Source organism: Pseudomonas sp. 18058 (assembly GCF_902706155.1).
GTDB lineage: Bacteria > Pseudomonadota > Gammaproteobacteria > Pseudomonadales > Pseudomonadaceae > Aquipseudomonas > Aquipseudomonas rustica.
In genome coordinates, this window is record NZ_CACSJY010000020.1 from 1 (window position 1) to 24,956 (window position 24,956).

23 protein-coding genes are annotated in these 24,956 nt (G+C 60.5%); 11 read left to right on the forward strand and 12 right to left on the reverse strand.

Translation table 11 applies throughout. The features are described 5' to 3' along the window. The 3 genes from GVL50_RS13145 to GVL50_RS13155 form a co-directional block, all read right to left on the reverse strand. Positions 1-1,322, reverse strand: a 1,322-nt coding sequence (locus tag GVL50_RS13145; protein WP_159813447.1) for an MFS transporter, incomplete at its 3' end; no start/stop codon positions are given. 107 nt (positions 1,323-1,429) lie between these two features. Then, positions 1,430-2,164 carry a helix-turn-helix transcriptional regulator gene (locus GVL50_RS13150; protein ID WP_159813449.1) on the reverse strand — a complete coding sequence of 245 codons (735 nt, stop codon included), beginning with the start codon at positions 2,162-2,164 and terminating at the stop codon, positions 1,430-1,432. 315 nt (positions 2,165-2,479) lie between these two features. Next, positions 2,480-3,409: a LysR family transcriptional regulator gene (locus tag GVL50_RS13155; protein ID WP_159813451.1), complete on the reverse strand. Its 930-nt coding sequence runs from the start codon at positions 3,407-3,409 to the stop codon at positions 2,480-2,482. A 119-nt stretch (positions 3,410-3,528) separates the two neighbouring features. On the opposite strand from GVL50_RS13155, the gene GVL50_RS13160 reads away from it, so the two are divergent. The 3 genes from GVL50_RS13160 (at position 3,529) to GVL50_RS28750 (ending at position 5,252) form a co-directional block, all read left to right on the forward strand. Next, positions 3,529-3,822, forward strand: coding sequence for a putative quinol monooxygenase (locus tag GVL50_RS13160; RefSeq protein ID WP_159813453.1), 294 nt, complete (start codon positions 3,529-3,531; stop codon positions 3,820-3,822). Positions 3,823-3,854: 32 nt separating this feature from the next. Then, the gene (locus tag GVL50_RS13165; RefSeq protein WP_159813455.1) at positions 3,855-4,868 is read left to right on the forward strand and encodes a zinc-binding alcohol dehydrogenase family protein; all 1,014 of its coding nucleotides are present in this window, start codon (positions 3,855-3,857) and stop codon (positions 4,866-4,868) included. 210 nt (positions 4,869-5,078) lie between these two features. Continuing rightward, positions 5,079-5,252: a hypothetical protein gene (locus tag GVL50_RS28750; protein ID WP_178124187.1), complete on the forward strand. Its 174-nt coding sequence runs from the start codon at positions 5,079-5,081 to the stop codon at positions 5,250-5,252. 5 nt (positions 5,253-5,257) lie between these two features. On the opposite strand, the gene GVL50_RS13170 is transcribed toward GVL50_RS28750, so the two are convergent. Next, on the reverse strand, positions 5,258-6,460 hold the full coding sequence (locus GVL50_RS13170) for a multidrug effflux MFS transporter (RefSeq protein WP_159813457.1): 1,203 nt from the start codon (positions 6,458-6,460) through the stop codon (positions 5,258-5,260). Between the two features lie 170 nt (positions 6,461-6,630). Continuing rightward, complete coding sequence (locus tag GVL50_RS13175) at positions 6,631-6,828, reverse strand: cation transporter (RefSeq protein WP_025111719.1); 198 nt, start codon at positions 6,826-6,828, stop codon at positions 6,631-6,633. Between the two features lie 148 nt (positions 6,829-6,976). Here GVL50_RS13175 and GVL50_RS13180 point away from each other — a divergent pair, with 148 nt between their 5' ends. The 3 genes from GVL50_RS13180 (at position 6,977) to cueR (ending at position 10,362) form a co-directional block, all read left to right on the forward strand. Beyond that, entirely contained in the window at positions 6,977-7,360 is a 384-nt protein-coding gene (locus tag GVL50_RS13180; protein WP_053116942.1) for a hypothetical protein, read from the forward strand. Positions 7,361-7,558: 198 nt separating this feature from the next. Further along, a complete protein-coding gene (gene cueA / locus GVL50_RS13185) occupies positions 7,559-9,952 on the forward strand; it encodes a copper resistance metal-translocating P1-type ATPase CueA (RefSeq protein WP_159813459.1) in 2,394 nt (797 codons plus the stop codon). Next, complete coding sequence (gene cueR, locus GVL50_RS13190; RefSeq protein ID WP_064387762.1) at positions 9,949-10,362, forward strand: Cu(I)-responsive transcriptional regulator; 414 nt, start codon at positions 9,949-9,951, stop codon at positions 10,360-10,362. Before cueA ends, cueR begins: the two co-directional genes overlap by 4 nt. Here the strand turns inward: cueR and GVL50_RS13195 are convergent. The 3 genes from GVL50_RS13195 to GVL50_RS13205 form a co-directional block, all read right to left on the reverse strand. Next, positions 10,316-11,524, reverse strand: a complete 1,209-nt coding sequence (locus GVL50_RS13195; protein ID WP_159813461.1) for an MFS transporter — start codon at positions 11,522-11,524, stop codon at positions 10,316-10,318. The two genes, cueR and GVL50_RS13195, sit on opposite strands and share 47 nt — an antisense overlap. A gap of 159 nt (positions 11,525-11,683) precedes the next feature. After that, on the reverse strand, positions 11,684-12,580 hold the full coding sequence (locus GVL50_RS13200) for a PA4780 family RIO1-like protein kinase (protein WP_053116938.1): 897 nt from the start codon (positions 12,578-12,580) through the stop codon (positions 11,684-11,686). A gap of 479 nt (positions 12,581-13,059) precedes the next feature. Continuing rightward, positions 13,060-14,337: an acetyl-CoA C-acetyltransferase gene (locus GVL50_RS13205; RefSeq protein ID WP_159813463.1), complete on the reverse strand. Its 1,278-nt coding sequence runs from the start codon at positions 14,335-14,337 to the stop codon at positions 13,060-13,062. Between the two features lie 257 nt (positions 14,338-14,594). On the opposite strand from GVL50_RS13205, the gene GVL50_RS13210 reads away from it, so the two are divergent. The 4 genes from GVL50_RS13210 (at position 14,595) to GVL50_RS13225 (ending at position 21,006) form a co-directional block, all read left to right on the forward strand. Continuing rightward, on the forward strand, positions 14,595-15,947 hold the full coding sequence (locus GVL50_RS13210) for a 3-oxoacyl-ACP reductase (RefSeq protein ID WP_159813465.1): 1,353 nt from the start codon (positions 14,595-14,597) through the stop codon (positions 15,945-15,947). Positions 15,948-15,950: 3 nt separating this feature from the next. After that, positions 15,951-16,805, forward strand: coding sequence for a MaoC/PaaZ C-terminal domain-containing protein (locus tag GVL50_RS13215; protein WP_159813467.1), 855 nt, complete (start codon positions 15,951-15,953; stop codon positions 16,803-16,805). A 500-nt stretch (positions 16,806-17,305) separates the two neighbouring features. Next, entirely contained in the window at positions 17,306-19,204 is a 1,899-nt protein-coding gene (locus tag GVL50_RS13220; protein WP_159813469.1) for a collagen-like triple helix repeat-containing protein, read from the forward strand. Positions 19,205-19,335: 131 nt separating this feature from the next. Beyond that, positions 19,336-21,006, forward strand: a complete 1,671-nt coding sequence (locus GVL50_RS13225) for a ShlB/FhaC/HecB family hemolysin secretion/activation protein (RefSeq protein ID WP_159813471.1) — start codon at positions 19,336-19,338, stop codon at positions 21,004-21,006. A gap of 131 nt (positions 21,007-21,137) precedes the next feature. Here GVL50_RS13225 and GVL50_RS13230 read toward each other — a convergent pair whose 3' ends face one another. The 4 genes from GVL50_RS13230 to GVL50_RS13245 all read right to left on the reverse strand — a co-directional run bounded on the left by GVL50_RS13230 (position 21,138) and on the right by GVL50_RS13245 (position 23,666). After that, complete coding sequence (locus GVL50_RS13230; protein ID WP_159813473.1) at positions 21,138-21,947, reverse strand: hypothetical protein; 810 nt, start codon at positions 21,945-21,947, stop codon at positions 21,138-21,140. A 707-nt stretch (positions 21,948-22,654) separates the two neighbouring features. Beyond that, positions 22,655-23,065, reverse strand: coding sequence for a response regulator (locus GVL50_RS13235; RefSeq protein WP_053116932.1), 411 nt, complete (start codon positions 23,063-23,065; stop codon positions 22,655-22,657). Positions 23,066-23,128: 63 nt separating this feature from the next. Further along, positions 23,129-23,341 carry a Flp family type IVb pilin gene (locus GVL50_RS13240; RefSeq protein ID WP_159813475.1) on the reverse strand — a complete coding sequence of 71 codons (213 nt, stop codon included), beginning with the start codon at positions 23,339-23,341 and terminating at the stop codon, positions 23,129-23,131. Positions 23,342-23,459: 118 nt separating this feature from the next. Further along, entirely contained in the window at positions 23,460-23,666 is a 207-nt protein-coding gene (locus GVL50_RS13245) for a Flp family type IVb pilin (protein WP_053116954.1), read from the reverse strand. A 338-nt stretch (positions 23,667-24,004) separates the two neighbouring features. On the opposite strand from GVL50_RS13245, the gene cpaB reads away from it, so the two are divergent. Further along, the gene (gene cpaB / locus GVL50_RS13250) at positions 24,005-24,946 is read left to right on the forward strand and encodes a Flp pilus assembly protein CpaB (protein ID WP_159813477.1); all 942 of its coding nucleotides are present in this window, start codon (positions 24,005-24,007) and stop codon (positions 24,944-24,946) included. The last annotated feature ends 10 nt before the right edge of the window (positions 24,947-24,956 follow it).

The window sequence follows — 24,956 nt, forward strand, 5'->3', positions numbered from 1 at the left end:
AACAGCCACACCACCCCCGCCGCAATCGCGAAGCACGCCGCACCCAGCGCGAATACCCCGCCCTGCCCGGTAATCGGAAACACCAGCCCGGTCACCAATGGCCCGAGCAACGAACCCACTCGGCCAATAGCCGAGGCGAAGCCCGAACCGGTCGCCCGCGCCGACGTCGGATAAAGCTCCGGCGTGTAGGTGTAGAGCACCGCCCACATACCGAACAGGAAAAACTGCATCAACAACCCGGTGCCGATCAGCAGCGCCACGTTGCCGCCGAACACCGCGCTCTGCCCATACAGAAACGCCATCACCCCGCCGCCGAGCAGCGTAACGATGCACACCGGTTTACGCCCCCAGCGCTCGACCAGCCACGCCGCCATCAGAAACCCGGGAATCCCGCCCAACGAAATCAGCACCGTGTAATACACCGACTGCGTCACGGCAAAACCCGACTGTTGCAGCAGCGCACTCAGCCACGACGTCAACCCGTAAAAGCCCAGCAGGGCGAAAAACCACAGACTCCAGATCATCGTCGTGCGCTGGCGATACTGCGGTGACCAGATTTGCTTGAGCGCCGAAAAGAAGTTGCCCGGCGGCGTCACGGTACGCGGCAAGCGAATCGGTTCCGGCAGCGCCGCACCGCCGAGGGAGGATCGCACCCGCGCTTCGATGCCGTTCAACACCTTGTCCGCCGCTTCATCATGCCCAGCCTGCTCCAGCCAGCGCGGTGATTCAGGAATGAAAAAACGAATGGCCAACACAAACACCGCCGGTATCGCCAACACCAGAAAGATGTCGCGCCAGCCAATCAACGGCAGCAGGAAGTACGAGAGCACGCCCGCCGCAACAAACCCCAGTGGCCAGAAGCCGTCCATCAAGGCGATATAACGCCCGCGCCGCTGTGCCGGAATCAGCTCAGAGAGCATCGACTGCGCGATAGGAAACTCCATGCCCATGCCGATTCCCAACAGGATGCGGAACAGCGTCAGCGCCTCGACCGTTTGCGCCGTCGAGCACAGATAACTGGCCACGCCCCACAAGACGATGCTCCACTGGAACACCGGTTTGCGCCCGAAGCGGTCGGCGAGCATGCCCGACAACGACGCGCCCAGCACCATGCCGAAAAAGCTCGAACTGGCGAGCAATCCGGCCTGCGCACTGCTCAGTCCGAACTCGGCCTTAATCGAGCCGAGCAAAAACGTCATCATCGCCAGATCCATCGAATCGAAGAAAAACGCCAAGGCAATGATGATGAAAATGATCCGGTGATAACCGCTGATCGGCAGGCGTTCCAGCCGCTCTGCCGCACTGAAGTGTCGAGTGTCCATGCCGCCTCCCCCATCCGAAAAGTCCCCGGATCGAGTGTGCGCGATCGCGTTCAGGCGTTCGTGCTGGATGCGACCTGTTCGCAGCCGTGGGCGACGCGGCGACTGCTCTACAACGCCATTTCCAGCTCGGTCTCCCTGGCGAAGCGATGGATTTCGCGCTGCCCGGTGGAGGTCAATTGCAAGGCGCGGGAATCGTGGGGCAAGGTCAGCCAGCCGGACTGCATGAACAACTGCAACAGCGCCGCGCCGAGGGTGCCGCCCATGTGCGGACGTCTTTCGCTCCAGTCCGGGCAGGCGCAGGCGACTTGCACGTTACGGTGGGCCAGCGCCTGAATGAACACCCCGCGCTTGGCCAGTTGTGTCGAACCTTTGTGCGTGACCACCACGCGCTGTTCGATCTGCTCGATCCAGCCGGCATCAAGCAAACGTTGATACAAATCGGCAGCGAGCGTGCCGCCGAGGTGGTCGTCGCAGAAACGTGCGCGCAGCAGTGAAGACGGCGCCGTCTGCGGTTTGGCAATCGGCGTTGCGCGTTTGAACACGGCGGGAATGTCGCGGGGTGCGCTGGCGATGGTGGCGCTGGCCAGGGCTTCGATTGCCGCGCCGACCTCGGGCGCCGACAGACGGAAAAAGCGCTTGCGCCCACGCACTTCGACTTTCAACAGGCCGCCAGTGGAGAGTCGCGCCAGATGAGCGCTGGCCGAGGACGGCGATAACCCCGCCAGCAACGCCAGCTCTTCGGTTTGCCGCGCCGAGCCATCCATCAAGGCCCACATCATCGCACTGCGCTTGGGGTCAGCCAGCAACGTGGCGATCTGGCTGATGCAAGGTGCATGTTCCATATATTCACTCCCTGTTGAATCGTATCGTCTACTGCTCGCAGACATCTTGACCACTAATGAGTCGTCGGCCAAGACGCGAAATACGCCATGTACCGGGGCCATGCTGGCCACTGACGCAATCTGCCTGGGCACTGAATCAGTCGCCGTTGCGCGCCCGTCACCCGTTCCCGGCGACGGGCGGTGAAGGTCTGTGGATCGGGGTGTCGGTACGGCATGAGGCGGCCGCTAGTATAAGCGGGTTACAGGCTGCGTCCCGCGCCGGGGCCTGCACGGGTGGTGATTGTTGCTGAGAGAAATTTCTCTATTTACCTGCGACTAATGATCAACTTTCGAGAAAGCGGGAAATTGACTACTCAATTCAGCGCATCGGCTGGCGAGCATTTCCCTCAGAAGGTTCACTGGCTTACTCAATTGAGCGCGATGGGCGCACAACAAATTCAGCGGAGCGCGCTCACATAACAGCTCCGGAAGCAGCACTTTGAGGCGTCCGGCGAGGACATCGGCGCCGACGTCGAGCCAGGATTTGTAGGCGATGCCTGCGCCGGCCACTGCCCACAGGCGCACGACATCGGCGTCGTCACTGAAACGATCGCCGCTGACCGTCAGCCCGACTTCGCGCTTGCCGTCGTGAAAACTCCAGTGGTCGTGAACCCGGCTGCCGAGCATGTACAGCAGGCAATTGTGTTGCGCCAGTTGTTCAAGCTGACGCGGTTCGCCGTGTCGGGCCAGGTACGCCGGGGAGGCGCAGAGTACGCGACGGTTGTGCGGGGCGATCGGCATGGCCACCAGACTGGAATCTTCCGGCTCGCCATAGCGCAAGGCGATGTCCACGGGTTGGCGGAACAGGTCGGCGATGCGATCGCCAAGCAGCAGGCGCACAGTCAGTTTCGGGTGCTCGCGCTGGAACTCATCCAGCCACGGCAGCAACAAATTGCGACCGAAATCCGAGGGTGCCGATAACTGCAAAATTCCGCTGATCTGATCCTGCCCGCTGGCCAGCAAGCGCCGCCCTTCATCGAGGTTGCTCAACGCCGCCCGCGCGTATTCGAGAAAACCCTCGCCTTCGGCGGTCAGGCGCAAACTGCGGGTCGAACGCGCCAGCAAACGTGCGCCGAGTTGCTGTTCGATGCGCTTCAACGCCGCGCTGGCCACGGCGGCGGACATGTCCATCACCCGCGCCGCCGCCGACAGACTGCCCAGATCCGCCGCCCGAACAAACAACTGCAAGTCATCGAAACGCAGCATCCTCAGCCTCGATTATCAAAAAAATATTGAAAGAGACTGCTGTTTTAGCCGGTTTTATCCGGCAGAGAAATAGCTAATCATCCGCTCATCGAATTCATCCCGCTTCTCTGGAGCCGCGCATGTCCCAGCCATTCACCGCCATCGCTACCCTGATCGCCAAACCCGGCCAGCAGGACGCCCTCGAACAAGCCCTGCGCGCCTTGGTTGAACCGAGCCGCGCCGAGGACGGTTGCAGCCAGTACGACTTGCACCGCGACCTCGCCGACCCACAGGTTTTTTATGTAATCGAACATTGGGCCAGCGAGGAAATCCTCCAGACGCACAACGCCAGCGCGCATTTCCAGAATTTTCAGGCCACTGCCGCGCAGACCATCGAACACTTCGAACTCAAGCGCCTCGGCGCGATTGCCTGATTCCTTCTTCTATTACCTGTACGGAGCCACTCATGAAAGCCATCGCCTATTACGCGTCCCTGCCGATCAGCGACGCCAAGTCCCTGCAAGACATCGAACTGCCAGAACCGGTCGCCGGCCCGCGCGACCTGCTGGTTGAAGTCAAAGCCATCTCGGTCAACCCGGTGGACACCAAAGTGCGGCAAAACGTGGCGCCGGAACACGGCGCGGCGAAAGTGTTGGGCTGGGACGTCGCCGGTGTGGTCAAGGCTGTCGGCAGCGACGTGACGCTGTTCAAGGCTGGCGACAAGGTTTTCTACGCCGGTTCCATTGCTCGGGCTGGCGGCAACAGTGAACTGCACACAGTAGATGAGCGCATCGTCGGCCATATGCCGAAATCCCTCGGTTTCGCCGAAGCCGCTGCGCTGCCGCTGACCGCGATCACCGCTTGGGAATTGCTCTTCGAACGTCTGCAAATCCGCGAAGGCAAAACCGATGAAGGCCAAAGCCTGCTGATCGTTGGCGCGGCCGGCGGTGTCGGTTCGATCCTCACTCAGTTGGCCAAGCAACTGACGGGGCTGAAAGTGATCGGCACTGCTTCTCGCCAGCAGACCAGCGATTGGGTGAAAGAACTGGGCGCCGATCTGGTGATCGATCACAGCAAGCCGTTGAGCGAAGAACTGAAACGCGCCGGGATCGACAACGTCACTCACGTCGCCAGCCTGACCCAGACCGAGCAGCATCTGGATCAATTGGTCGAGGCACTGGCGCCGCAAGGCAAACTGGCGCTGATCGACGATCCGAAGTCGCTCGACGTGAGCAAGCTCAAGCGCAAGAGCCTGTCGCTGCACTGGGAGTTCATGTACACCCGCTCGCTGTTTGAGACGCCGGACATGATCGAGCAGCACAAGCTGCTCAATCGTGTGGCTGAGCTGATTGATGCGGGTACGTTGAAGACCACGGTGGGTGAGCATTTCGGTGTGATCAATGCGGCCAATCTGCGTCGGGCGCATGAGTTGCTGGAGAGTGGCAAAGCCAAGGGGAAAATTGTTTTAGAAAGTTTCTAAAGTCAAAAGATCGTCCGATCGCGGCCCGAGCCTTCGGCAGCTCCTACAGGGGTGTAGAGCCACGGTGGAGTGGGCGCGGCCGTGTAGGAGAGGCCGCAGGCTGCGATCTTTGCCGTCAGTCAGATGGCTGACCCTTGTCACAATTGTGATGGTATTCAGGACTACAATCGAAGCCTCTGCGGTACATCTTTTACGCAAAGGAGGTCAGCAATGAAGATCCTGATAAAAGAAGTGGCAAAGTCTCAATGGCAGGTTCGTCTCGACCAGCACGCCGTGACATTCCGCAGTGAAGCCGAAGCCCTGGCCTTCACCCGCACCCTCGAAGCGCGAATATTCGCGCCCCATCAGATTCCCGACCGCAGCCGGCAGCGCGCCGCCGGCTGAGTGTTTCAGACCTCGGCTTGAGCCTGCGCCAGCGCCCGGGCGTTTTGCAGACGCCGGGTCAGCATCGCGACGCACACCACCAGCAACCCGCAAACGCTGATGACAATCGCCATCGGCACGGCGGTGCCGTCGTGCAACACACCGACCAGAGCCGAAGCCCCGGCGGCGACGCTGAATTGCATGCAACCGAGCAACGCCGACGCACTGCCGGCGCGCCCGCCCTGCCCGTTCATCGCGCAAGCGGCGGCGTTGGGGCTGATGCAGCCGAGGCTCGACACGCAGATAAACAATGGAATCAGCAGCGGCCACAACGATTCGGTGTGCAAGGCGCTGACCGCCAATAACGTCAGGCCCGCTGCCAGATAAACCCAGACTGCACGCGCCAGCAGGAATGCCGGGCCACGCTTGGCCAACAGCCGCGCGTTGACCTGCGCCACCAGAATGAAGCCCGCCGCGTTGGTGCCGAACAGCCAGCCGAAATGCTCGGCGGGCACGCCATACAGTTTGATGAAGATAAACGGTGAGCCGGCGATGTAGGCGAACATCCCGGCGATGGCGATGCCGCCGGTCAGCGCGTGGCCGAGGTAAACGCGATCACTCAGCAAGCGTGCGTACTGGCGAAAGGCACCGGACAACGGTTGGCGCGGCATACTCGCTGGCATGCTTTCCGGCAGACCGAGCGCGACCGCGAGGGCGGCCAGGGCGCTGAAACCGGTCAGCACCAGGAAAATCGACTGCCAACCGGTGGTGTTGACCAGCAGACCGCCGAGCATCGGCGCCAGAATCGGTGCCAGACCCATCACCAGCATCAGTTGCGAAAACACCTTCGCCGAGCCGACGGCGTCGCATTTGTCGCTGACCACGGCGCGGGAAATCACCATGCCCGCACAGCCGCCCAACGCCTGCACGAAGCGCGCGCCGATCAGCCATTCGAGGTTCGGCGCGTAGGCGCAGGCCAGTGAAGCGAGGGTGAACAGGGTCAAACCGACGAGCAGCGGAATGCGCCGACCAAAGCGATCCGCCACCGGGCCGTAGGCCAACTGGCCGAGGGACAAACCGGCGAAATAGGCGGCCAGGGTCATCTGCACGTGCTTCTCGTCGGTGGCGAACGCCAGCGCCATCGCGGGAAATGCAGGTAAATAAAAGTCGATCGCCAAGGGCCCGAAGGCGGCCAAGGCACCGAGAATCAAAATGGTACGGAAGTTCATCAGGCATCCAGTCAGGCAAGTCGGCAGCCCGACAGTCTAGCTGCGGCTGGACGCCTTGAACATTCCGATAGCTCGCTAACTATAAAAACAGCAAAAGATCGCAGCCTTCGGCAGCTCCTACATGAATGCGTCCCCTGTAGGAGCTGCCGAAGGCTGCGATCTTTTTGCTTCTAGGCGAGTTTGACGGCGTAGCCCTCTTCGCTGATGACCTCGATCACCTGCTCGGCACTCAGCGCACTTTCAACGCCCACTTCTTTCGCCGCCAGATCGACGCGCACGCTGGCCGCCGGGTCTTTGGCCTGCACGGCGTTGGTGATGGCTTTGACGCAGTGGCCGCAGGACATGCCTTGAACGTTGAACACTTGCATGGAATGACTCCTTTGAGTGAGGTTGCCGGCAGTGTCGAGCTTGCCATGATGGCAAGGTCAAGTTCTGCAATCATCTGCCGGGCTGGCAATCGGCGTCGCGCTCGGCCAAGCTGCGTGCATCAATGACTTAAATTCAGGAGATTCAGCCATGCGCTGGTCAGCTTTCAGCCTGTTTGGCTTGCTCAGCCTCTTTGCCGCCGTCCCTCAAGTGCAAGCCGCCGGGGAGGATTACGCGGTGCTGATCATCTCCCGCGAGCGTCTGGAAGTGTCGACCTCCTGCGAGATTGGCGTGTACATCCAGGATCAGCTCTCGGCGCGGCTGCTGCAGGAGCAAAGTATTTCCTTCAACCTGCCGCCGGGCACCGTGTCGCTGCGCTTGAAGTTGCTGCCGGGGCAAGTCGCCGGTTGCAACCCGGGCATGCTTGCGCCGGGTTCGCAGGAGATCAAACTGCGTGCCGGGGATGTGCTGAAGTATCGCTTGGCGATGAATTCGGAAGGCGTCTACCTGAAACGCGCCGATCTCGAATACTGATTTATGCGCGTGATCGTTCCCACGCTCCGCGTGGGAATGTAGCCATGGACGCTCCGCGTCCCGATGCGTGACGCAGAGCGTCACAGGAGGCATTCCCACGCGGAGCGTGGGAACGATCACGGTAGGAAGATTGGCGCTTGACCTTGCCCGCATGGCAAGGTTGATCCTTGTAGGCATCTACTACAGGGAGTACGACCGATGTCCGATTCCATCACTTTCGATCTGCCGATTGCCGGCATGACCTGCGCCAGTTGCGCCGGGCGTGTCGAGCGGGCTTTGAGCAAAGTCAGCGGCGCCAGTGCCGTCAGCGTCAACCTCGCCACCGAGCAGGCCCGTGTGCAGGCGCCGGGTGACAGCCTTGCGGCCTTGATGGAAGCGGTCGAACGCGCCGGTTACAGCGTCCCGCAGCAAACTCTCGAACTGAACATCGAAGGCATGACCTGCGCTTCCTGCGTCGGTCGCGTCGAGCGCGCCCTGAACAAAGTCCCCGGGGTGAAAAGCGTCAGCGTCAATCTGGCCAACGAACGCGCCCACCTCGAATTGCTCGGCCAAGTCGATCAACAAACCCTGCTCGACGCCGTGAGCAAGGCCGGCTACTCGGCCAGCGTCTGGCAAGCCGAACACCCGCAAACCGATAACCAACAGCAGAAGCTCAAGCACGAACGCTGGGCGCTGATCTGCGCGATCGCCCTCGCCTTGCCGTTGGTGGCGCCGATGTTGCTGCAACCGTTCGGCATTCACTGGATGCTCCCGGCCTGGGCGCAATTCGTCCTCGCCACGCCGGTGCAGTTCATCTTCGGTGCGCGTTTCAACGTCGCTGCGTGGAAAGCCGTGCGCGCCGGCGCCGGCAACATGGACTTGCTCGTCGCCCTCGGCACCAGCGCCGGTTACGGCTTGAGCCTTTATGAATGGGCCACCGCCGCCGGGCGCATGCCGCATCTGTATTTCGAAGCGTCGGCGGTGGTGATTGCCTTGGTGCTGCTCGGCAAATACCTCGAGAGCCGCGCCAAACGCCAGACCGCCAGCGCCATCCGCGCCCTCGAAGCCTTGCGGCCGGAACGGGCGATTCAAGTGATCGACGGCCGCGAACAAGATGTCGCCATCAGCGCCCTGCGCCTCAATGATCTGGTGCTGGTCAAACCCGGCGAACGCTTCCCGGTCGACGGCGAGGTTATCGAAGGCCAGAGCCACGCCGACGAAGCGCTGATCAGCGGCGAGAGCCTGCCCGTGCCGAAACAACCGGGCGACAAAGTCACCGGCGGCGCAATCAACGGTGAAGGTCGCTTGTTGGTGCGCACTCAGGCGCTCGGCGCCGAGACTGTATTGGCGCGGATCATTCGCTTGGTCGAGGACGCCCAGGCAGCGAAAGCACCGATCCAGAAACTGGTGGATAAGGTCAGCCAGATTTTCGTGCCGACCGTGTTGCTGATTGCCCTGGCCACGTTGATGGGCTGGTGGCTGTACGGCGCGCCGCTGGAAACCGCGCTGATCAATGCGGTCGCTGTTCTGGTTATCGCTTGCCCCTGTGCACTGGGCCTCGCCACGCCGACCGCGATCATGGCCGGCACCGGCGTGGCCGCGCGCCACGGCATTCTGATCAAGGACGCCGAAGCGCTGGAACGCGCCCATGAAGTCAGCACTGTGGTGTTCGACAAGACCGGCACGCTGACCTCCGGCACCCCGCGTATTGCCCATTTCAGCGCGGTCGATGGTGATGAAAACAGGCTGCTGACACTGGCCGGCGCCCTGCAACGCGGCAGTGAACATCCGCTGGCCAAAGCGGTGCTCGACGCCGCTGCTGAACGCAATCTGCAGGTGCCGGATGTCAGCGACAGCCAGTCGCTGACCGGTCGCGGCATCGCCGGTAATCTCGATGGCCGACGTCTGGCCTTGGGCAATCGGCGCATGCTCGACGAAAGTGGTTTGAGCACCGGCAACCTGAGCGAATCCGCCCAAGCCTGGGAAGCTGAAGGTCGCACGTTGTCGTGGTTGATCGAGCAAAGTCCCGAGCCGAAAGTGCTGGGTTTGTTCGCCTTCGGTGACACCTTGAAACCCGGCGCGCTGGAAGCCGTGCAGCAACTCGCCGCACGAGATATCCACAGCCATCTGCTGACCGGCGACAACCGTGGCAGCGCTCGCGTGGTCGCCGAAGCGCTGGGCATCAGCAATGTTCACGCCGAAGTGCTGCCCGCCGACAAAGCCGCCACCGTCGCCGAGCTGAAAAAAACCGGCGTGGTCGCGATGGTCGGCGACGGCATCAACGACGCCCCGGCCCTCGCCGCTGCGGACATCGGCATCGCCATGGGCGGCGGCACCGACGTCGCCATGCACGCGGCGGGTATCACTCTGATGCGCGGCGATCCACGGTTGGTGCCGGCGGCGCTGGAAATCAGCCGCAAGACCTACGCGAAAATTCGTCAGAACCTGTTCTGGGCCTTCGTCTACAACCTGATCGGCATTCCGCTGGCGGCGTTCGGCTTCCTCAATCCGGTATTGGCCGGGGCGGCGATGGCGCTGTCCAGCGTCAGCGTGGTGAGCAATGCGCTACTGTTGAAAACCTGGAAACCCAAGGATCTGGAGGAGCACCGATGAACATCGGTCAAGCGGCCAAACACAGTGGCCTGAGCGCGAAAATGATCCGCTATTACGAATCGATCGGCCTGCTCAAAGCGGCGCATCGCACCGACAGCGGTTACCGGGTCTACGGTGACGATGACCTGCACACGTTGGCGTTTATCAAGCGCTCGCGGGACTTAGGCTTTTCACTGGAAGAGGTCGGCAAACTGCTGACCCTCTGGCAGGATCGCCAACGTGCCAGCGCCGATGTGAAGGCGTTGGCGCGTCAGCACATCGACGAGCTGAACCAGAAGATTCGCGAACTCGGCGAACTGCGCGACACCCTGCAAGACCTGGTCGAACACTGCAATGGCGACCATCGCCCCGACTGCCCGATCCTCAAGGAGCTGGCGTCGGGCTGCTGCGCACAACCCGCGCGCGTTTGAGCGCCAACAGTTTCACCGTGAGCAATGTGCAAAGCGGAATACCGTGGAACAACATGACCACGGCACCCGGCGTCCACCACGCGTAGAACGGCGCAGCGATGAGCATGCCGATGCCGAAACCGGTCATTTGCAGCAACGTCAGCACGCTGAAGATTGGCAGGCGCAAGTGCTCGGGCTCGCGTTGCAGACGGGACATCAGGCCGACTTCGGAAAAGCCATCGCCCAGCCCCGCCGGCAATGAAAACAGCAGCAATCCGTAGAGGCTGTGCTGCTGGAACATCAGAATGAAGCCGCAAGACATCAGCGCCACACCGAAGAAAAACCGCCGCTCCAGATGGATATTGTCCGAGCCTTTGAGGCGACTGGCGATGCGCGCGCCGAGCAGTTTGCCGCTGGCCCACACAGCGAGCATCAGGCCCAACGTGGTACTCGCCGAATCGGGCGTGAGCAGTTTCGAGATGATCGGAAAACCGACGTTGTGCGCGGCGCTGCCCAGAGTGTCGGCCATCGTCACCGCGAGCATCGCGGCAATCACCGGCGCACTGCGCAAGCCGTGCTTGAGCGCTGACCATTCGCCGCGTTCGGGTTCCTCGTTGATCGTGGGCGCGTCGAAGCGCAGCGGTACGATCAACATCGCCGCGAGCAGATAGGTCACGGCATTCAGGGCGAATACCGTTTCAAATCCGAATGCAGCTACCAGCAAACCCGATACGAGACTGCCGCCGACCATCGCTGCTGATGAGGCGGAGGTGATCCAGGCGTTCGCTTTGAGCAGTTGGTTGGCGGGGATCAAACGCGGCAGCTGACTGTTGAGGCCGATGGCGAACATCGAATTGCCCAGGCCGAGGCCGAAGGCAATGAGCGGCAATAACCAGACCTGCTGGCTGACCGGCACGATTAATAGCAAACCGAGCACGCTGGCGCGCAACAGGTCGAAGGCAATCAGCGGCGCGCGACCGCTCCAGCGCCGGTAAAACGCAGTGCCGATGAGGCTGGCAAAAATCCCGCCGCCGACGCGACTGGCGAGGAAGATGCCGACGCTCATGGCGCTGTTGCTGAGCAGGTAGACATAGGTGGCCAGCGCGACCATGTTGAGGAATGCGCCGAAATCGGAGATCAACCGGGCGGTGATGATCAGTTGGGTGTTGCGTTGGGTACTCACATACGATCCTTGTAGGAGCTGCCGAAGGCTGCGATCTTTTGATCCTGTTCTGATCGATCGCCAAGATCAAAAGATCGCAGCCTTCGGCAGCTCCTACAAGGGATTGGTGGTGTGCTGAAGACAAAAAACCCGGCCGAAGCCGGGTTTCTGTTCAAACGATCACTGCATCCACGGGGGTGGGGGTGGTTCTTCTGATTTGCCTTTAGGCTCGTCATCCGCCGCGCGGATCGCTTGCTTGCGCTCTTCATCAAGCCGCGCCGCTTCGATCTCGCGGATAACCCCGCCGACATCGGCCAGCTCTTCCGGCTCGTCGAACTCACCGGTCAACACACTGTTCGGGTGCAAGGTGCCGGCTTCGTACAGCGCCCACATTTCTTTCGCGTACTTGGTCTTCTTCAACTCCGGCGCAAAGCGACCGAAGTACGAAGCCATGTTGCCAACGTCGCGCTCAAGCATGCTGAACGCGTGGTTGTTGCCGGCAGCATCGACCGCTTGTGGCAGGTCGATGATCACCGGGCCGGTCGGTGTCAGCAGCACGTTGAACTCGGAAAGGTCACCGTGCACCAGACCGGTACACAACATCAGCACGATCTGCGAAATCAGGAACGCGTGATATTCACGGGCCTGATCGGCTTCCAGTACCACGTCATTAAGACGCGGCGCCGCATCGCCGTATTCATCGGCCACCAGTTCCATCAGCAGCACGCCTTCGAGGAAGTCGAACGGCTTGGGCACGCGCACACCGGCGCCAGCCAGACGGAACAGCGCCGCCACTTCGGCGTTCTGCCAGGCGTCTTCGGTCTCTTTGCGACCGAATTTCGAGCCCTTGGCCATCGCGCGCGCCTGACGGCTGTTACGCACCTTGCGGCCTTCCTGATACTCGGCTGCCTGGCGGAAACTACGTTTGTTTGCCTCCTTGTAGACCTTGGCGCAACGTAACTCGTTGCCGCAGCGCACCACATAAACAGCTGCTTCTTTACCACTCATGAGTGGTCGCAGCACCTCGTCAACCAGACCGTCTTCGATCAGCGGTTCAATGCGTTTTGGAGTCTTCATCAGCTTTTATTGTGGGTCCTTTATTACCAAACACGCGAATGTCACTCGTTATACGGCAATCCTCGCAGTACGGGGAGGGGTTGCCGACCTGTGAACGTTGTCGATGCACACACTGTGCCGGATTAATCAGGGCCAACCTGCGTAGACCGCAGCGAATCATAGCTGACAGCGTGGTACTTGTTGGTACCGGCTGGCGAGGGCATTTGCGACAGAATCTGACATTTGTGGTTGTCGCCTGTTTACCCACCCCAGCCCTCTCCCGGAGGGAGAGGGGGCCGACCGAGTTGTCTGGCGTTATACATCGACCTGGAATACCGCGTCGATTATGGATTGGGCAAACTGAAACATATGGATTCGGCGAACTGAATGACCGCGTCGATTTTTGGATTCGGTGCAGCACTATCAGGTCGGCGTACCTCGCAAGCATCCCCCAATCAGTCCCCTCTCCCTCCGGGAGAGGGCTAGGGTGAGGGGCTCTTCTAGCGTTCGATGATCGCGGTAACACCTTGCCCGCCAGCGGCACAAATCGAAATCAGACCGCGCCCCTTACCCGCCGCCTCCAGCAGTTTGGCCAGGTTGGCGACGATGCGTCCACCGGTCGCCGCAAACGGATGCCCCGCCGCCAGCGAACTGCCCTTCACATTCAGCCGACTACGATCAATCGACCCCAACGGCGCATCCAGCCCCAACCGGGATTTGCAGTATTCGGGATCCTCCCAAGCCTTGAGCGTACACAACACCTGCGCCGCAAACGCTTCGTGAATTTCGTAGTAATCAAAATCCTGCAAGCTCAGCCCGTTGCGCGCCAGCAAACGTGGCACTGCGTACACCGGCGCCATCAACAGGCCCTCGGCACCGTTGACGAAATCCACCGCCGCCGCCTCACCATCGCGCAGATAGGCAAGAATCGGCAAGCCGCGCTCCTTCGCCCACTCTTCACTGCCGAGCAGCACCACCGAGGCGCCATCGGTGAGTGGCGTGGAGTTGCCTGCCGTCAGCGTGCCTTTGGCGCTTTTCTCGAACGCCGGTTTCAGCGCGGCGAGTTTTTCCAGGGTCAGATCCGGGCGCAGATTGTTGTCGCGGGTCAGGCCGAGGAACGGTGTCATCAGATCGTTGTGCCAGCCTTCGCTATAGGACGCCGCCAGTTTTTGGTGACTTTCGAGGGCCAGTTGATCCTGCTCTTCACGCGGAATATTCCAGGTCTGCGCCATCAATTCGCAGTGCTGGCCCATCGACAGGCCGGTGCGAGGCTCGCCGTTGCGCGGGAATTCCGGGATCAGGTGTTGGGGCCGCAGTTGCAGAAAGGTTTTCAGTTTGTCGCCGGTGGTTTTCGCGCGGTTGGCTTGCAGAAGGATTTTGCGCAGGCCTTCGCTGACGCTGATCGGCGCGTCCGACGTGGTGTCGACGCCGCCAGCGATGCCGCAATCGATCTGGCCGAGGGCGATTTTGTTGGCGACCAGCAATGCGGCTTCCAGACCGGTGCCGCAGGCTTGCTGGATATCGTAGGCCGGAGTGGCTGGCGACAAACGCGAGCCGAGCACGCATTCGCGGGTCAGGTTCATATCCCGTGACAATTTAAGTACCGCGCCCGCCACGACTTCGCCGATGCGCAGACCGTGGAGGTTGTAGCGTTCGATCAGGCCTTCGAGCGCGGCAGTGAGCATCACCTGATTGCTGGCCGTGGCGTACGGCCCGTTGGAACGGGCGAAAGGGATACGGTTACCGCCAATGATCGCGACGCGGCGCAGCTGACTCATGAATAACTCCTTTTCCACATTATCGAATTTGATGCTGTTCCTGTGGGAGCGAGCTTGCTCGCGAAGAGTCCGGCACATTCACTATGTGCAGGGGCTGACCGGACGCTTTCGCGAGCAAGCTCGCTCCCACAGTTTCCGCATTTATCTGCCAGACCTGCTAAACCTCAGTGTTCTAGCGTAGGCCCTATTGCGTGGATCGAACGATTGATTGCCATCGGTAGTCCACACTTTGAACCCCAACTTTTGGAGAGCGTTCCATGTCTGACCGCTATATCGACTTCGCCAACTCGTCCTTCGGCCATCGTCTGGTCGGGGCGCTGGGCCTGCCGTCGCCGGTGCGACTGGAGCGCTGGCAGGCTGGGCGCCTGCGGCCGGTGGAAGGTGCGCTGCTGATCGGTGGCGGGCCGCTGGCCGAACGCGTCAGCACATTTGCCAACCGTCTGACCGAAAGCATTTACCGCTACGGCGAGCAACCGGCGACCGCCACTGAATGGATTCCCGGCCACGGCCCGAAACTCAAAGCGGTGGTGTTCGACGCCAGCGAATTGCAGCACACCGACCAGCTCAAGCAATTGCGTGAATTCTTCCAGCCGCTGATGAAGAATCTTGAGAGCAGCGCGCACTTGGTGATTCTGGGCCGCGCCCCGGAAACCCTCAGCGATCCGTTCGCCTCCAGTGCACAACGCGCGCTCGAAGGTTTTTCGCGTTCGCTGGCCAAAGAACTGCGCAGCGGCGGCACGTTGCAGCTGATCTATGTCGGCGAAGGCGCCGAGGATCAACTGGAAGGCCCGCTGCGGTTTTTCCTTTCGCCGAAAAGCGCATTTGTCTCCGGACAAGTGATTCGTCTAACCGCGTGCGCCACACAAGTCACTGACTGGACGCGTCCGCTGGCCGGTCGCAAAGCGCTGGTCACCGGTGCGGCACGCGGTATCGGCGCATCGATCGCTGAGACCCTCGCCCGCGATGGCGCCGAAGTGATTCTGCTCGACGTGCCGCCAGCGAAAACCGATCTCGAAGCCCTCGCCGCCCGCCTCGGTGGCCGCGCGATCACCCTCGATATCTGCGCCGAAGACGCCGCCGCACAGTTGACCGAACACCTGCCGGACGGCCTCGACATTCTGGTGCACAACGCCGGCATCACCCGCGATAAAACCCTGGCCAACATGACCCCGGAATTCTGGGACGCGGTGCTCGCGGTCAATCTCAACGCGCCGCAAGTGCTGACCAAAGCGCTGCTCGACAACGGCACGCTGCACGACGATGCGCGAGTGATTCTGCTCGCCTCGATCAGCGGCATCGCCGGCAACCGTGGGCAAACCAACTACGCCGCGAGCAAGGCCGGTTTGATCGGTCTGGCCCAAGCGTGGGCGCCGACGTTGCTGGAGCGTGGCATCAGCATCAACGCGGTCGCCCCCGGTTTTATCGAAACGCAGATGACTGCGCACATCCCGTTTGGTCTGCGTGAAGCCGGGCGGCGCATGAGTTCGCTGGGCCAGGGCGGCTTGCCACAAGACGTCGCCGAAGCCGTCGCATGGCTGGCGCAACCGGGCACCGGCGCGTTTACCGGTCAGGCGTTGCGGGTTTGTGGGCAAAGTGTTTTGGGGGCTTAAGGCATGAGCATCAAATGGCACACGCTGGAACGCGAACCGAGCCTGCCGGGGCTTTACGCACGGGCCGCGACGCGACGCAAAATCACCGGCACTACCCTGCCCGACAGCGGTTTGCGCTGTTGGGTCGATGTCGATGGCAAGCGCCTGGCGGACTATCGAAAGGTCTGCGGCTTTGCCGATGACGGGCTGTTGCCGCCGACTTATCCACATATCCTCGCGTTCGCGTTGCAGATGCAATTGCTCACGGCAAAAGAGTTTCCGTTTCCGCTGCTGGGGCTGATTCATCTGAGCAATCGCATTCGCGTGTTGCGGCCAATGGGCGGGATCAGTCGCGCGCAGGTCAGCGTGCGTGTGCACAACTTGCAGCCGCACCCCAAGGGCGCAACGTTTGATCTGCTGACTACATTGGACGACCAACTCGGGCCGTTGTGGGAGGCGGAAAGCCAGATGCTTTGTCGCGGGGTGAAGCTCGAGGGCGAACCAGTTGATCCGAATTGGGAGCCTGCGCAAGCATTAAGCGAATTGGCGCAGTGGAAAGCGCCGGCGGACATTGGCCGGCAGTACGCCAAGGTTTCCGGTGACTACAACCCGATTCACTTGAGCGCGGCGAGTGCCAAGCTGTTTGGCTTTCCTACGGCCATTGCTCATGGCTTGTGGAACAAGGCACGGACATTGGCGGCGCTGGCCGATCATTTGCCCAAGGCCAATCTGGAAATCACTGTGCACTTTCGTAAACCGGTGCGACTGCCGAGCGAGGTGACGTTGCTGGCGAGTGCGGCGGGGTCGAGTGGTGAGTTGCGGTTAGTGGGCAATGGGGAGTTGGAGCATATGGTCGGGCTGTGGCAACCGATCGCCTGACTCTGAACTGAAGTAATGATGAGCTTTTGTGGTGAGGGGATTTATCCCCGATGGGTGGCGCAGCCGCCCCAACCCCAGCAAACACGTTCATCCTGATTCACCGCATTGAATGGATTTGCGGCCGCTGCGCAGCCGGTCGGGGATAAATCCCCTCACCACAGGGTTGAGGTGGCACAGAGGATTGTGTTGATCCCGGAAACAGGAAGGTTCGACCTGTTAATTGTGTATATATCACTTAAGTTTTCCCGCCTCCCCTCCCTTCCAATGAAAAAACCCAAGCCTTGATTTTCAAGGCTTTTTTTTGCGCGTTTATCACCTCGGTATTAGTCCTTAGGCGCTGCAAACGGCCCTCTATATAAAGGCGTTAATACCAACTTGAGAATGGCGGGAACCCGCGCCTGGACTGAGATTGCAGCAACGGACGAGGACATTGCCGGCGACATGAATCGGCGAGTCATCGAAGGCAACGAACGTTGTGACAGGTGCAAGGAATCTCGATCATGAAAACTCAAGTCTGGTCAAAATCTGCAATCGCTTTGGCAGTGGTTCTCTCTCTCGGTCTCGCCGGTTGCAGCAGCGGCGGTGGCGGCCATCACAGCAGCTCCGGCAGTTCTGCGCCGGCCAGTGGCTCCGCCGGTACTGACGGGGCTGCGGGTGGTTCCGGCAGCGGCACCGATGGTACGGCCGGCAGCGGTGGTACCGGTGGAACCGGGACTGACGGCACGGCCGGCACAGGTGGTACTAACGGCACTGGCGGAACTGGCGGTACAAACGGCAACAACGGCACGGACGGTACGGCTGGCACTGGCGGAACCAACGGCACAGGCACCACCGGCCCAGCGGGTCCGACCGGCCCTGCAGGTCCCGCCGGCCCTACCGGACCAACGGGTTCTACTGGCGAAACCGGTTCCACTGGCCCAACCGGGCCTACGGGTCCAACCGGACCTACCGGCCCGACCAATCCAACTGACCCGACTAATCCGACCACTACGCCTTTGGTCACCACCAACCTGATTCAGGATGTCGGCAAAACCGTCTCCGGCGTCGGCGATGGCGTTGGCCAGGTGGGTGATTCGCTGAGTAAAGTGCCGGTTGTCGGCGGCGTGGTTCAAAGCGCAGTCAACACCACCGGCAATGTGGTCAGCACGCTCGGCGATGGTGTGGCCAACGGCATCGGCAAACTGGGCACCACTGACAATGGTCTGGGCGTTACCGCCGCATCGGTCGGTGGAGTAGTTTCAGATGTCGGCAATGGTGTTAAGGATCTTGACGGCAAATTGGTGACCGCCACCAGCAGCGTTCCAGTCGTCGGTGGCGTGGTGACCAAAGTCGCACCGATTCTCGGTGGCGTTGGTGACAAAGTGACCATGATTGGCGACACCCTCAGTGCCGCTACCACCACCGGCCCGCTTGGCTCGCTGACCAAAGGCGTCGGAGACAAACTGGTACCGGTGATTGCCATGACTGAAAGCATCACCACCAAAGTCGGCGGCGCAACCGGCCTCGGCTCGCCACTCAATGGCCTGACCCAGCAACTCGGCGCAACTGTAACCAGCCTCGGCAGCAAAGTGACTGCCACCGGTAATGGCAACCCCGTCACTAACACCGTCGGCGGCGCGCTGAGCAATGTCGGCAGCGCTGTTGGCAAGGCCGGTGGCCTGGTATCAAGCGGCACCGGTGGTGGCGATTCCGGCGGCATCGGTGGCGGACTTGGCGGCATCGGCGGCGCGCTGGGCGGCACCGGCCTGCTGCAAACCGTCGGCGGCGCGGTGGCCAATGTTGGCAGCGGCTTGAGCACTGGCAACAGCGCACTGGCAGCTCCGGGCGGCACCGTCGTCTCGGTCGGCAACACCGTCGCCTCGCTCAACACGGCTCTGGGCGGTTCGGGCACACCGATCACCGCACCGACCGCAACCCTGGCAACCATCACTAACACCGTCAGTACAGGCATTGCTCCGGTCACGGCAGCCGTCACCAGCCTGACGCAAAATGTCGGCGCAGCGACCGGCCTTGGCAGCCCGGTCTCCAGCCTCACCGCACAGGTGGGCGGCGCAGTCAGCAATCTGGGTGGCGGCATCGCCGGTGCCACAAGCAACCCGGTTCTCAGCGCCGTCGGTGGCACCGTCGCCAGCGTGGGCACCACCGTCGGCGCTGTCGGAGGCCTGGTCAACGCCGGCACGGCGGGCGGAGGTACTGGCGCGACAAACCCGGTCACTTCACTGGTCAGTAACGTCGGCGCCACCGTCGGCAATACGGTCAACACTGTCGGCGGCACTGTCGGCGGCGTACTCAACACAGTCACCAGCACCGCGTCCGGCGCTGGCGGCACCGCCACCGGTGGTGGTCTGGGCGGCGTACTCGGTGGTCTGACCGGCGCCCTGGGCGGCAACAAACGCTAAATTGCACCTGGCCGATTCGACGGCCTCACCTACAGCGCCTACGCTTGGTTGAGGGCGGAAGATTCCTACGAGTCTTCCGCTTTTTTCTTAGGAAAAATCAGCCCGGTGCTGTGATGACCACGGAGTGTCCTATGCGCGTAATGGCGTCTTTGCTGTTCCTCAGCCTCAGTTCCACTGCCCTCGCCGACACCCTGCCGACCTTTCTCAACTCCAACGAAACCATCCGCAACCTGCCCGTGCCCAACCTGCCGGCCGATGCCTATCGCCCGAACGCCGCGCCCGTGCAAGTCCCGGATCCCGGCGCTGCCGCCGCGCAGCCGTTGATGATGAGCACCAAGATCAACCTGAAAACCGTGCAGATCGAAGGCGGCACGATCTACCCGCTCACTGAACTGGCAGAAAACTACAAGCCCCTGATCGGCCGCGAAACCAGCCTCGCCGACCTGATCGAAGCCACGCGCAACATCACCCGCCGTTATCAACAGGACGGCTACCTGTTGTCCTACGCGTTCCTGCCGCAACAGAAATTCGACGACGGCGTGGCGCGGGTGGTGTTGGTGGAAGGTTACGTACGCGACGTACAAGTCGAAGGCGACGTCGGCCGCGTCAGAGGTCTGCTGGATAAATTCATCACCAAAATCCAGGCCGAACGCCCGCTGACCCGCAAGACTTTCGAACGCTACACCACGCTGATGACACGCATCCCCGGCGTCACCATCCAGGCGCAAGTGCCACCACCGGGCACCACCGACGGCGCCACCACCCTGATCGCCCAGGCCAGCCGCAAGCCGTTCACCAGCACACTGAGCACCACCGAAGACAACCGCAACGGCACTCAAGCATTGCTCGGTGTCAGCAGCAATTCACAGACTTCGATGGGCGAACAACTGACCCTCAGCGGCCTGTTCCCGCCAGGTGACGATGACGAACATTACTACCGCGCCGACTACAGCCAATTCCTCGGATCCGAGGGCACACAACTGGCCCTGTCCGCCTCACGCTACCGCGCCGACCCCGGCACCAACCTGCGACTGGACAACGGCCTGGAACTCAAACCGCACCGCGAAAACGATCGCTACTCGATCGGCTTCACCGTTCCCCTGATCGCCGCCTCCAACGAACTGCTAACAGCCGGCTCGCGCCTCTACGCCGTCAACGACAAAACCCGCTACAACGTCGTCGGCTACCCGCTGAGCGTCGAAGAACGCACCGACATCCGCGCCCTCGCCTTCGAAGGCGACTGGCGCAAAGCCGATGCCAAACAACTGCGCATCCTCAGCGCCGGCCTCTACCAAGGCCTCGACAGCATGGGCGCAAAAACCAACAACACCGCCATCGACCTCGACTTCTTCCGCGCTCGACTGTCCGGGGTGCAGAGCGATAAATTCTTCGACAACTGGCAAGGCGTGCTCTCGGCCGCCCTGTACTGGAGCGACGACAGCGTGCCCGACAGCGAACGCGCGGTATTTGGCGGACAGAATTTCGGTCGCGGCTATCCCGATGACCAAGCGTCCGGCGACAAGGGATGGGGCGTGGCGTACGAGGTCAACTACAGCTACAACCGCGAAGGAAGCTGGGTGCGGATACTGCAACCGTATGTAGTGCTGGATCGCTCGCGCAGCTGGTTCAATCAACTGCCGGTGCAGGCGAACAGCTTGTCCTCGGCGGCGCTGGGATTACGGTTTGGCGATGCCAAGTACTACAACATCGCGCTGGAAGCGGCGAAGGCAATGTCGGATGAAGCACTCGATACGTTTAACCGGCGGACGCGATATAGCATCAGTTTTAGTTATCAGTTGTAGGGGGCGGTGCTGGGGAGGGCGCTTTCGCGACGCAGGTTCGTAGAGCCTGTTTTTGTTCGCAAACAATACCGGTCTTGAAGCAAAAAAAAACGCCATCCTCATCTTTCGGACGGCGTTTTTCTTTCCAGACGTCAGTCAACCGTATCTACCGACACAGGTGTCAGTTGAATCTCGAACTGGAAAAGCCTTGAGGATGGGCCGACGTTACCGACTCGGTCTTCATATATGTAATAAAAGAAAAAAGCCCCATCACCGTTGTCTTCAACTGACGCCCTTGGAATCTTTATTTGAATCGGTGCAGAGGTATCATCATCTACAACATGTCTGTCGACATAAATTCCGGAGTTACGGCTTCCGTAATAACCCATGCAGACATCGCCCTGCTTAACATCTGCAGGGGTGGGAATGATCATAGTGATATCCCCAAGAGCATCCAGAATTTTGCGCGTGACAACACCCTTGATGATCTCAGATGGCGGAACCGCCGCAATACCAGGATTACCGTAATTGGGGGCAACTCTGTCAATTACAAACTCTGAAGTATCAGATTTGTGGGCATTACCCAAATAGTGAACCATATAAGACAAACGAAATAATCCCATCGTATCCGTGAAAGCACCCGCCAGTGTCATTTCAAATTTGACTGGAGGCGGAATGGGTACGTCCATCCAATGAGAAACCAGTTCGGAACCGTTTTTTAACAAGACCATAAATGCGTCACCCTGTGCTAGCCCCGGAGGTAGCCACAGATCCTCCACAATCACCCTGCAATCCTTGCCCTGACGACTCCTTTGTAATTTAGTCGCCTTATCACCCGGCAGTGCTGGCAACAGGTTTTCAACCACAGGCGCCTTACGGGCTTGTTGACTGACGGGCACGGACACTACATCCAATTCTCTTAGAACGGCCTCAGCGTCGGATAACAACTTCTGCTCAGACATCACTTGATTTCCTTTTCAAAGAATTTACCAAGCCTTCCAGGACTAATTCCCTGCAGAAAAGCTGGCGAAAACAGATCTCAGTGAATACCAAACGCAGGCGACTGCCTACTGTCAGAAATTACAGGTCTAACTACCGCTCGTCGTAGTTCACGTTTGTGCGCTAAAGAAAATTACGATACCCACCTACTGAATGGAGCCCCCCCCCTGTGAGCTGCCGAACGCTGCGATCTTTTGATGTTGTTTTTAAGAGCAAGATCAAAAGATCGCAGCCTTCGGCAGCTCCTACAGGTTGGGGATATTCAGGTAAAGATTAGTCGGCTCTCAGGCCGCCTTCGCGAGCAAGCTCAGCTCCTACGAAGATCAAAAGCCGAACGAGCCGTGCTTCTCACCACTCAACACGATGAGCGCAAGCTCGGGTGCAGCTTTTGATCTTAGAGCCCGTCGGCAGGCTGAGTGGAGGGATTGATCCGGGGTGGGAGCGCAGCGACCGTTTGGCGCAGCCAAACACATCGAGAGGAGGTGCAGCGAAGCAAACCGGAGGCGATGAACCCCGGATCAATCCCGCAGCGAAGGAACCCGAGCCCTAGCGAGGGCCGAACGTCAGGGCAAAGCGTTTTGGTTACTTTTGGGCGTCTGCAAAAGTGACCCGCCGTAAGGGCGGAACCCATACCCGCCATCACAAAAAAAACGGATATACCCCAAAAACCTCACCCCCGCCCAACCCCCCTAGGCTTGGGAAACAAATTATCCAAAGTCTCAAACAACCTCACGTGATAAATCGGCTTGCGAAACAGATCCACCACCTGCAACCGCAGCAAATCACTGACATCCTCCATATCCGCATGCCCCGACATCACAATCACCGGCAAATGCGCCCGCGACGTATGCTCACGCAAGCGCTTGATCAACGACATGCCCGACTCCTCAGGCATACGCAAATCGGTAATCACCAATGCAATATCCGGATGCCGCGTCAAATGATGCAACGCCAACTTCACCGACGTCGCCGTATGACACACAAACCCCTCACCCTCCAGCAACTCAGCCAGCTCCAGCAACGCATCCTCTTCATCGTCAACCAGAAGCAACTGTTGGCGCGGCAGCGAGGAAGCAGTCATGGGCAATCCCTGAAAAGCCGAAAGTGAACCCGAGTGTAGCGCGTCATTCGCCCATCATCGCGATCAGGGCGTCTGCACCGGCGCCGCTGGCGGGGTTCCGCCCAAGGACGTCAGCACACTGCTGAAAATGGCATAGACCTTCGCTCCGATCGGCGTAACGAACACCACGACCACCACAGCGACCATCGCCACCACAATCGCGTACTCGATGGCCGACGCCGCCTCGGTGCTGCCCAGGAACGAGCGCACACGAGCAATCACATATTCAAGCAACATGGCTATTCTCCTTCGCGCCAGCCGCTGGCCGGACACGGAAAATCCAACAGCCTCGTCAAAGCCTGAGCCCGCTATTCGTCAGCGCGCACAGGCCATGAAAAAGGAAGAGTGAGTTCGATCAGATACCGGGCTTGGTCTGCGCCGTACCGCCAAGCTTGGTCAGAATGACGTTGAAAATCGCCAGTACCTTATCGCCGACAGGTGTCACAAATACCACGACAACCACGGCGACCATCGCCACAACAATCGCGTATTCAATAGCCGACGCCGCTTCGTCGCTTTTGCAGAATGTCCGGGCATGCGCCCGCAGATAGTCGAGAGTCATACGAAACATACGTCCACTCCTTCGCGCCTTTGGCGCCGATGTCACGCTACAGCGGCAAGGTTCCACCGTGCCATTTGAGCATTGTCAACAAACCCCCTCCCAACAACTGTAAGAACGGATTAATCACAAAGGATTAGTCCATTGGTGATCGGCCGTTTCCTGCTGTTAATTGGCCAACACCCCTACTTTAGTCAGTTATTTGTCTGTCACTAATGGCGTTTTGGCTTGGATCAGCTAGCGTGGAAATAGCGAAATAGTTGAATGTTCATAGCTGCCGGATTGCGAAATCTCTCGTTGAAAAATGCGGTGGGTCGTGCAGCAGGAAAGGGAGAGCCGTCATGAACAGTCGCGTCACCATGGGCCTTGCAGCAGTGTTGTTGCTCGGCGCCGTTTTTGTCGGGTATTGGGGGCTGGTGCTCAGCCGTCAACCGGCACCTGTTGCCGAGGCGCCTGCCGCGCCGAACGTCACCGTTGAAAAAACTGTCGCGATCGCCGAAGACCAGACCCGCCAACCGGTGGTGGTTTTGCTCCACGACGTGCCGCCATTCACGCCGCTGACCGCCGCCGACGTCACCGTGGAAAAACTGCGCAGCGCCCCGGCCGGCAGCTTAAGCAGCGTCGATCAAGCGGTCGGCCGCACACCGTGGCGGCACCTCAGCGCCGGCACTTGGCTGAATGATGAAAGCTTCTCCGCCGGTGGCTCACTGGCACGCATGATCCACAGCGATGAACGCGCGCTGACCGTGGCCGTCGATGAAGTGATCAGTGCTGCCGGGCAATTGCTTCCCGGTGACTACGTCGATGTCCTCCTCTACCTGCGCCAGGACGGCAGCAACTTGCAGCAGTCGGCGCAGATTGTTTTACCGGCCATGCGCGTGCTTGGCGTCGGTGATCAATACGGCCTGACCAACGACGGCCAACCCGCCTCGCCGACCCTGTCTGCCGACGAAAAAATCAAACAGGATCAACGTCGCATCGCCGCGCGCACCGTGGTGTTGGCGGTACCGGAACAACTGCTCAGCCGGATGATGCTCGCCACCCAGGTCGGCACGTTGCGTCTGGCCGTGCGCAGCAGCGAAGAACAACGTCTGGCGAAATACTGGGCTGGCGAAAGTCAGGCACCCGGCCACATCGACAACGCCAACAGCCAACTCTTCCAGTTCACCCAACTGGCCCTCGGCGCGGCGCCAAAAGTGCCGTCCAGCGGTGGCTCCGGTACAGTTGCACGGCCGGCGGTGGAGATCATTCGCGGCAACCAGATCACTCAACAAACCCCATGATTGCGCAAGG

What these genes read in the sequence shown, in the direction of transcription:
- GVL50_RS13150 (WP_159813449.1), bottom strand. Translation starts at nt 2,164, where the DNA reads ATGGAACATGCACCTTGCATCAGCCAGATCGCCACGTTGCTGGCTGAC.
- GVL50_RS13175 (WP_025111719.1), bottom strand. Translation starts at nt 6,828, where the DNA reads ATGCAAGTGTTCAACGTTCAAGGCATGTCCTGCGGCCACTGCGTCAAA.
- GVL50_RS13235 (WP_053116932.1), bottom strand. Translation starts at nt 23,065, where the DNA reads ATGACTGCTTCCTCGCTGCCGCGCCAACAGTTGCTTCTGGTTGACGAT.
- cpaB (WP_159813477.1), top strand. Translation starts at nt 24,005, where the DNA reads ATGAACAGTCGCGTCACCATGGGCCTTGCAGCAGTGTTGTTGCTCGGC.
- GVL50_RS13245 (WP_053116954.1), bottom strand. Translation starts at nt 23,666, where the DNA reads ATGACTCTCGACTATCTGCGGGCGCATGCCCGGACATTCTGCAAAAGC.
- cueR (WP_064387762.1), top strand. Translation starts at nt 9,949, where the DNA reads ATGAACATCGGTCAAGCGGCCAAACACAGTGGCCTGAGCGCGAAAATG.
- GVL50_RS13160 (WP_159813453.1), top strand. Translation starts at nt 3,529, where the DNA reads ATGTCCCAGCCATTCACCGCCATCGCTACCCTGATCGCCAAACCCGGC.
- GVL50_RS28750 (WP_178124187.1), top strand. Translation starts at nt 5,079, where the DNA reads ATGAAGATCCTGATAAAAGAAGTGGCAAAGTCTCAATGGCAGGTTCGT.
- GVL50_RS13220 (WP_159813469.1), top strand. Translation starts at nt 17,306, where the DNA reads ATGAAAACTCAAGTCTGGTCAAAATCTGCAATCGCTTTGGCAGTGGTT.
- GVL50_RS13205 (WP_159813463.1), bottom strand. Translation starts at nt 14,337, where the DNA reads ATGAGTCAGCTGCGCCGCGTCGCGATCATTGGCGGTAACCGTATCCCT.
- GVL50_RS13215 (WP_159813467.1), top strand. Translation starts at nt 15,951, where the DNA reads ATGAGCATCAAATGGCACACGCTGGAACGCGAACCGAGCCTGCCGGGG.
- GVL50_RS13210 (WP_159813465.1), top strand. Translation starts at nt 14,595, where the DNA reads ATGTCTGACCGCTATATCGACTTCGCCAACTCGTCCTTCGGCCATCGT.
- GVL50_RS13230 (WP_159813473.1), bottom strand. Translation starts at nt 21,947, where the DNA reads ATGTCTGAGCAGAAGTTGTTATCCGACGCTGAGGCCGTTCTAAGAGAA.
- GVL50_RS13170 (WP_159813457.1), bottom strand. Translation starts at nt 6,460, where the DNA reads ATGAACTTCCGTACCATTTTGATTCTCGGTGCCTTGGCCGCCTTCGGG.
- GVL50_RS13225 (WP_159813471.1), top strand. Translation starts at nt 19,336, where the DNA reads ATGCGCGTAATGGCGTCTTTGCTGTTCCTCAGCCTCAGTTCCACTGCC.
- GVL50_RS13155 (WP_159813451.1), bottom strand. Translation starts at nt 3,409, where the DNA reads ATGCTGCGTTTCGATGACTTGCAGTTGTTTGTTCGGGCGGCGGATCTG.
- GVL50_RS13200 (WP_053116938.1), bottom strand. Translation starts at nt 12,580, where the DNA reads ATGAAGACTCCAAAACGCATTGAACCGCTGATCGAAGACGGTCTGGTT.
- GVL50_RS13180 (WP_053116942.1), top strand. Translation starts at nt 6,977, where the DNA reads ATGCGCTGGTCAGCTTTCAGCCTGTTTGGCTTGCTCAGCCTCTTTGCC.
- GVL50_RS13240 (WP_159813475.1), bottom strand. Translation starts at nt 23,341, where the DNA reads ATGTTGCTTGAATATGTGATTGCTCGTGTGCGCTCGTTCCTGGGCAGC.
- cueA (WP_159813459.1), top strand. Translation starts at nt 7,559, where the DNA reads ATGTCCGATTCCATCACTTTCGATCTGCCGATTGCCGGCATGACCTGC.
- GVL50_RS13165 (WP_159813455.1), top strand. Translation starts at nt 3,855, where the DNA reads ATGAAAGCCATCGCCTATTACGCGTCCCTGCCGATCAGCGACGCCAAG.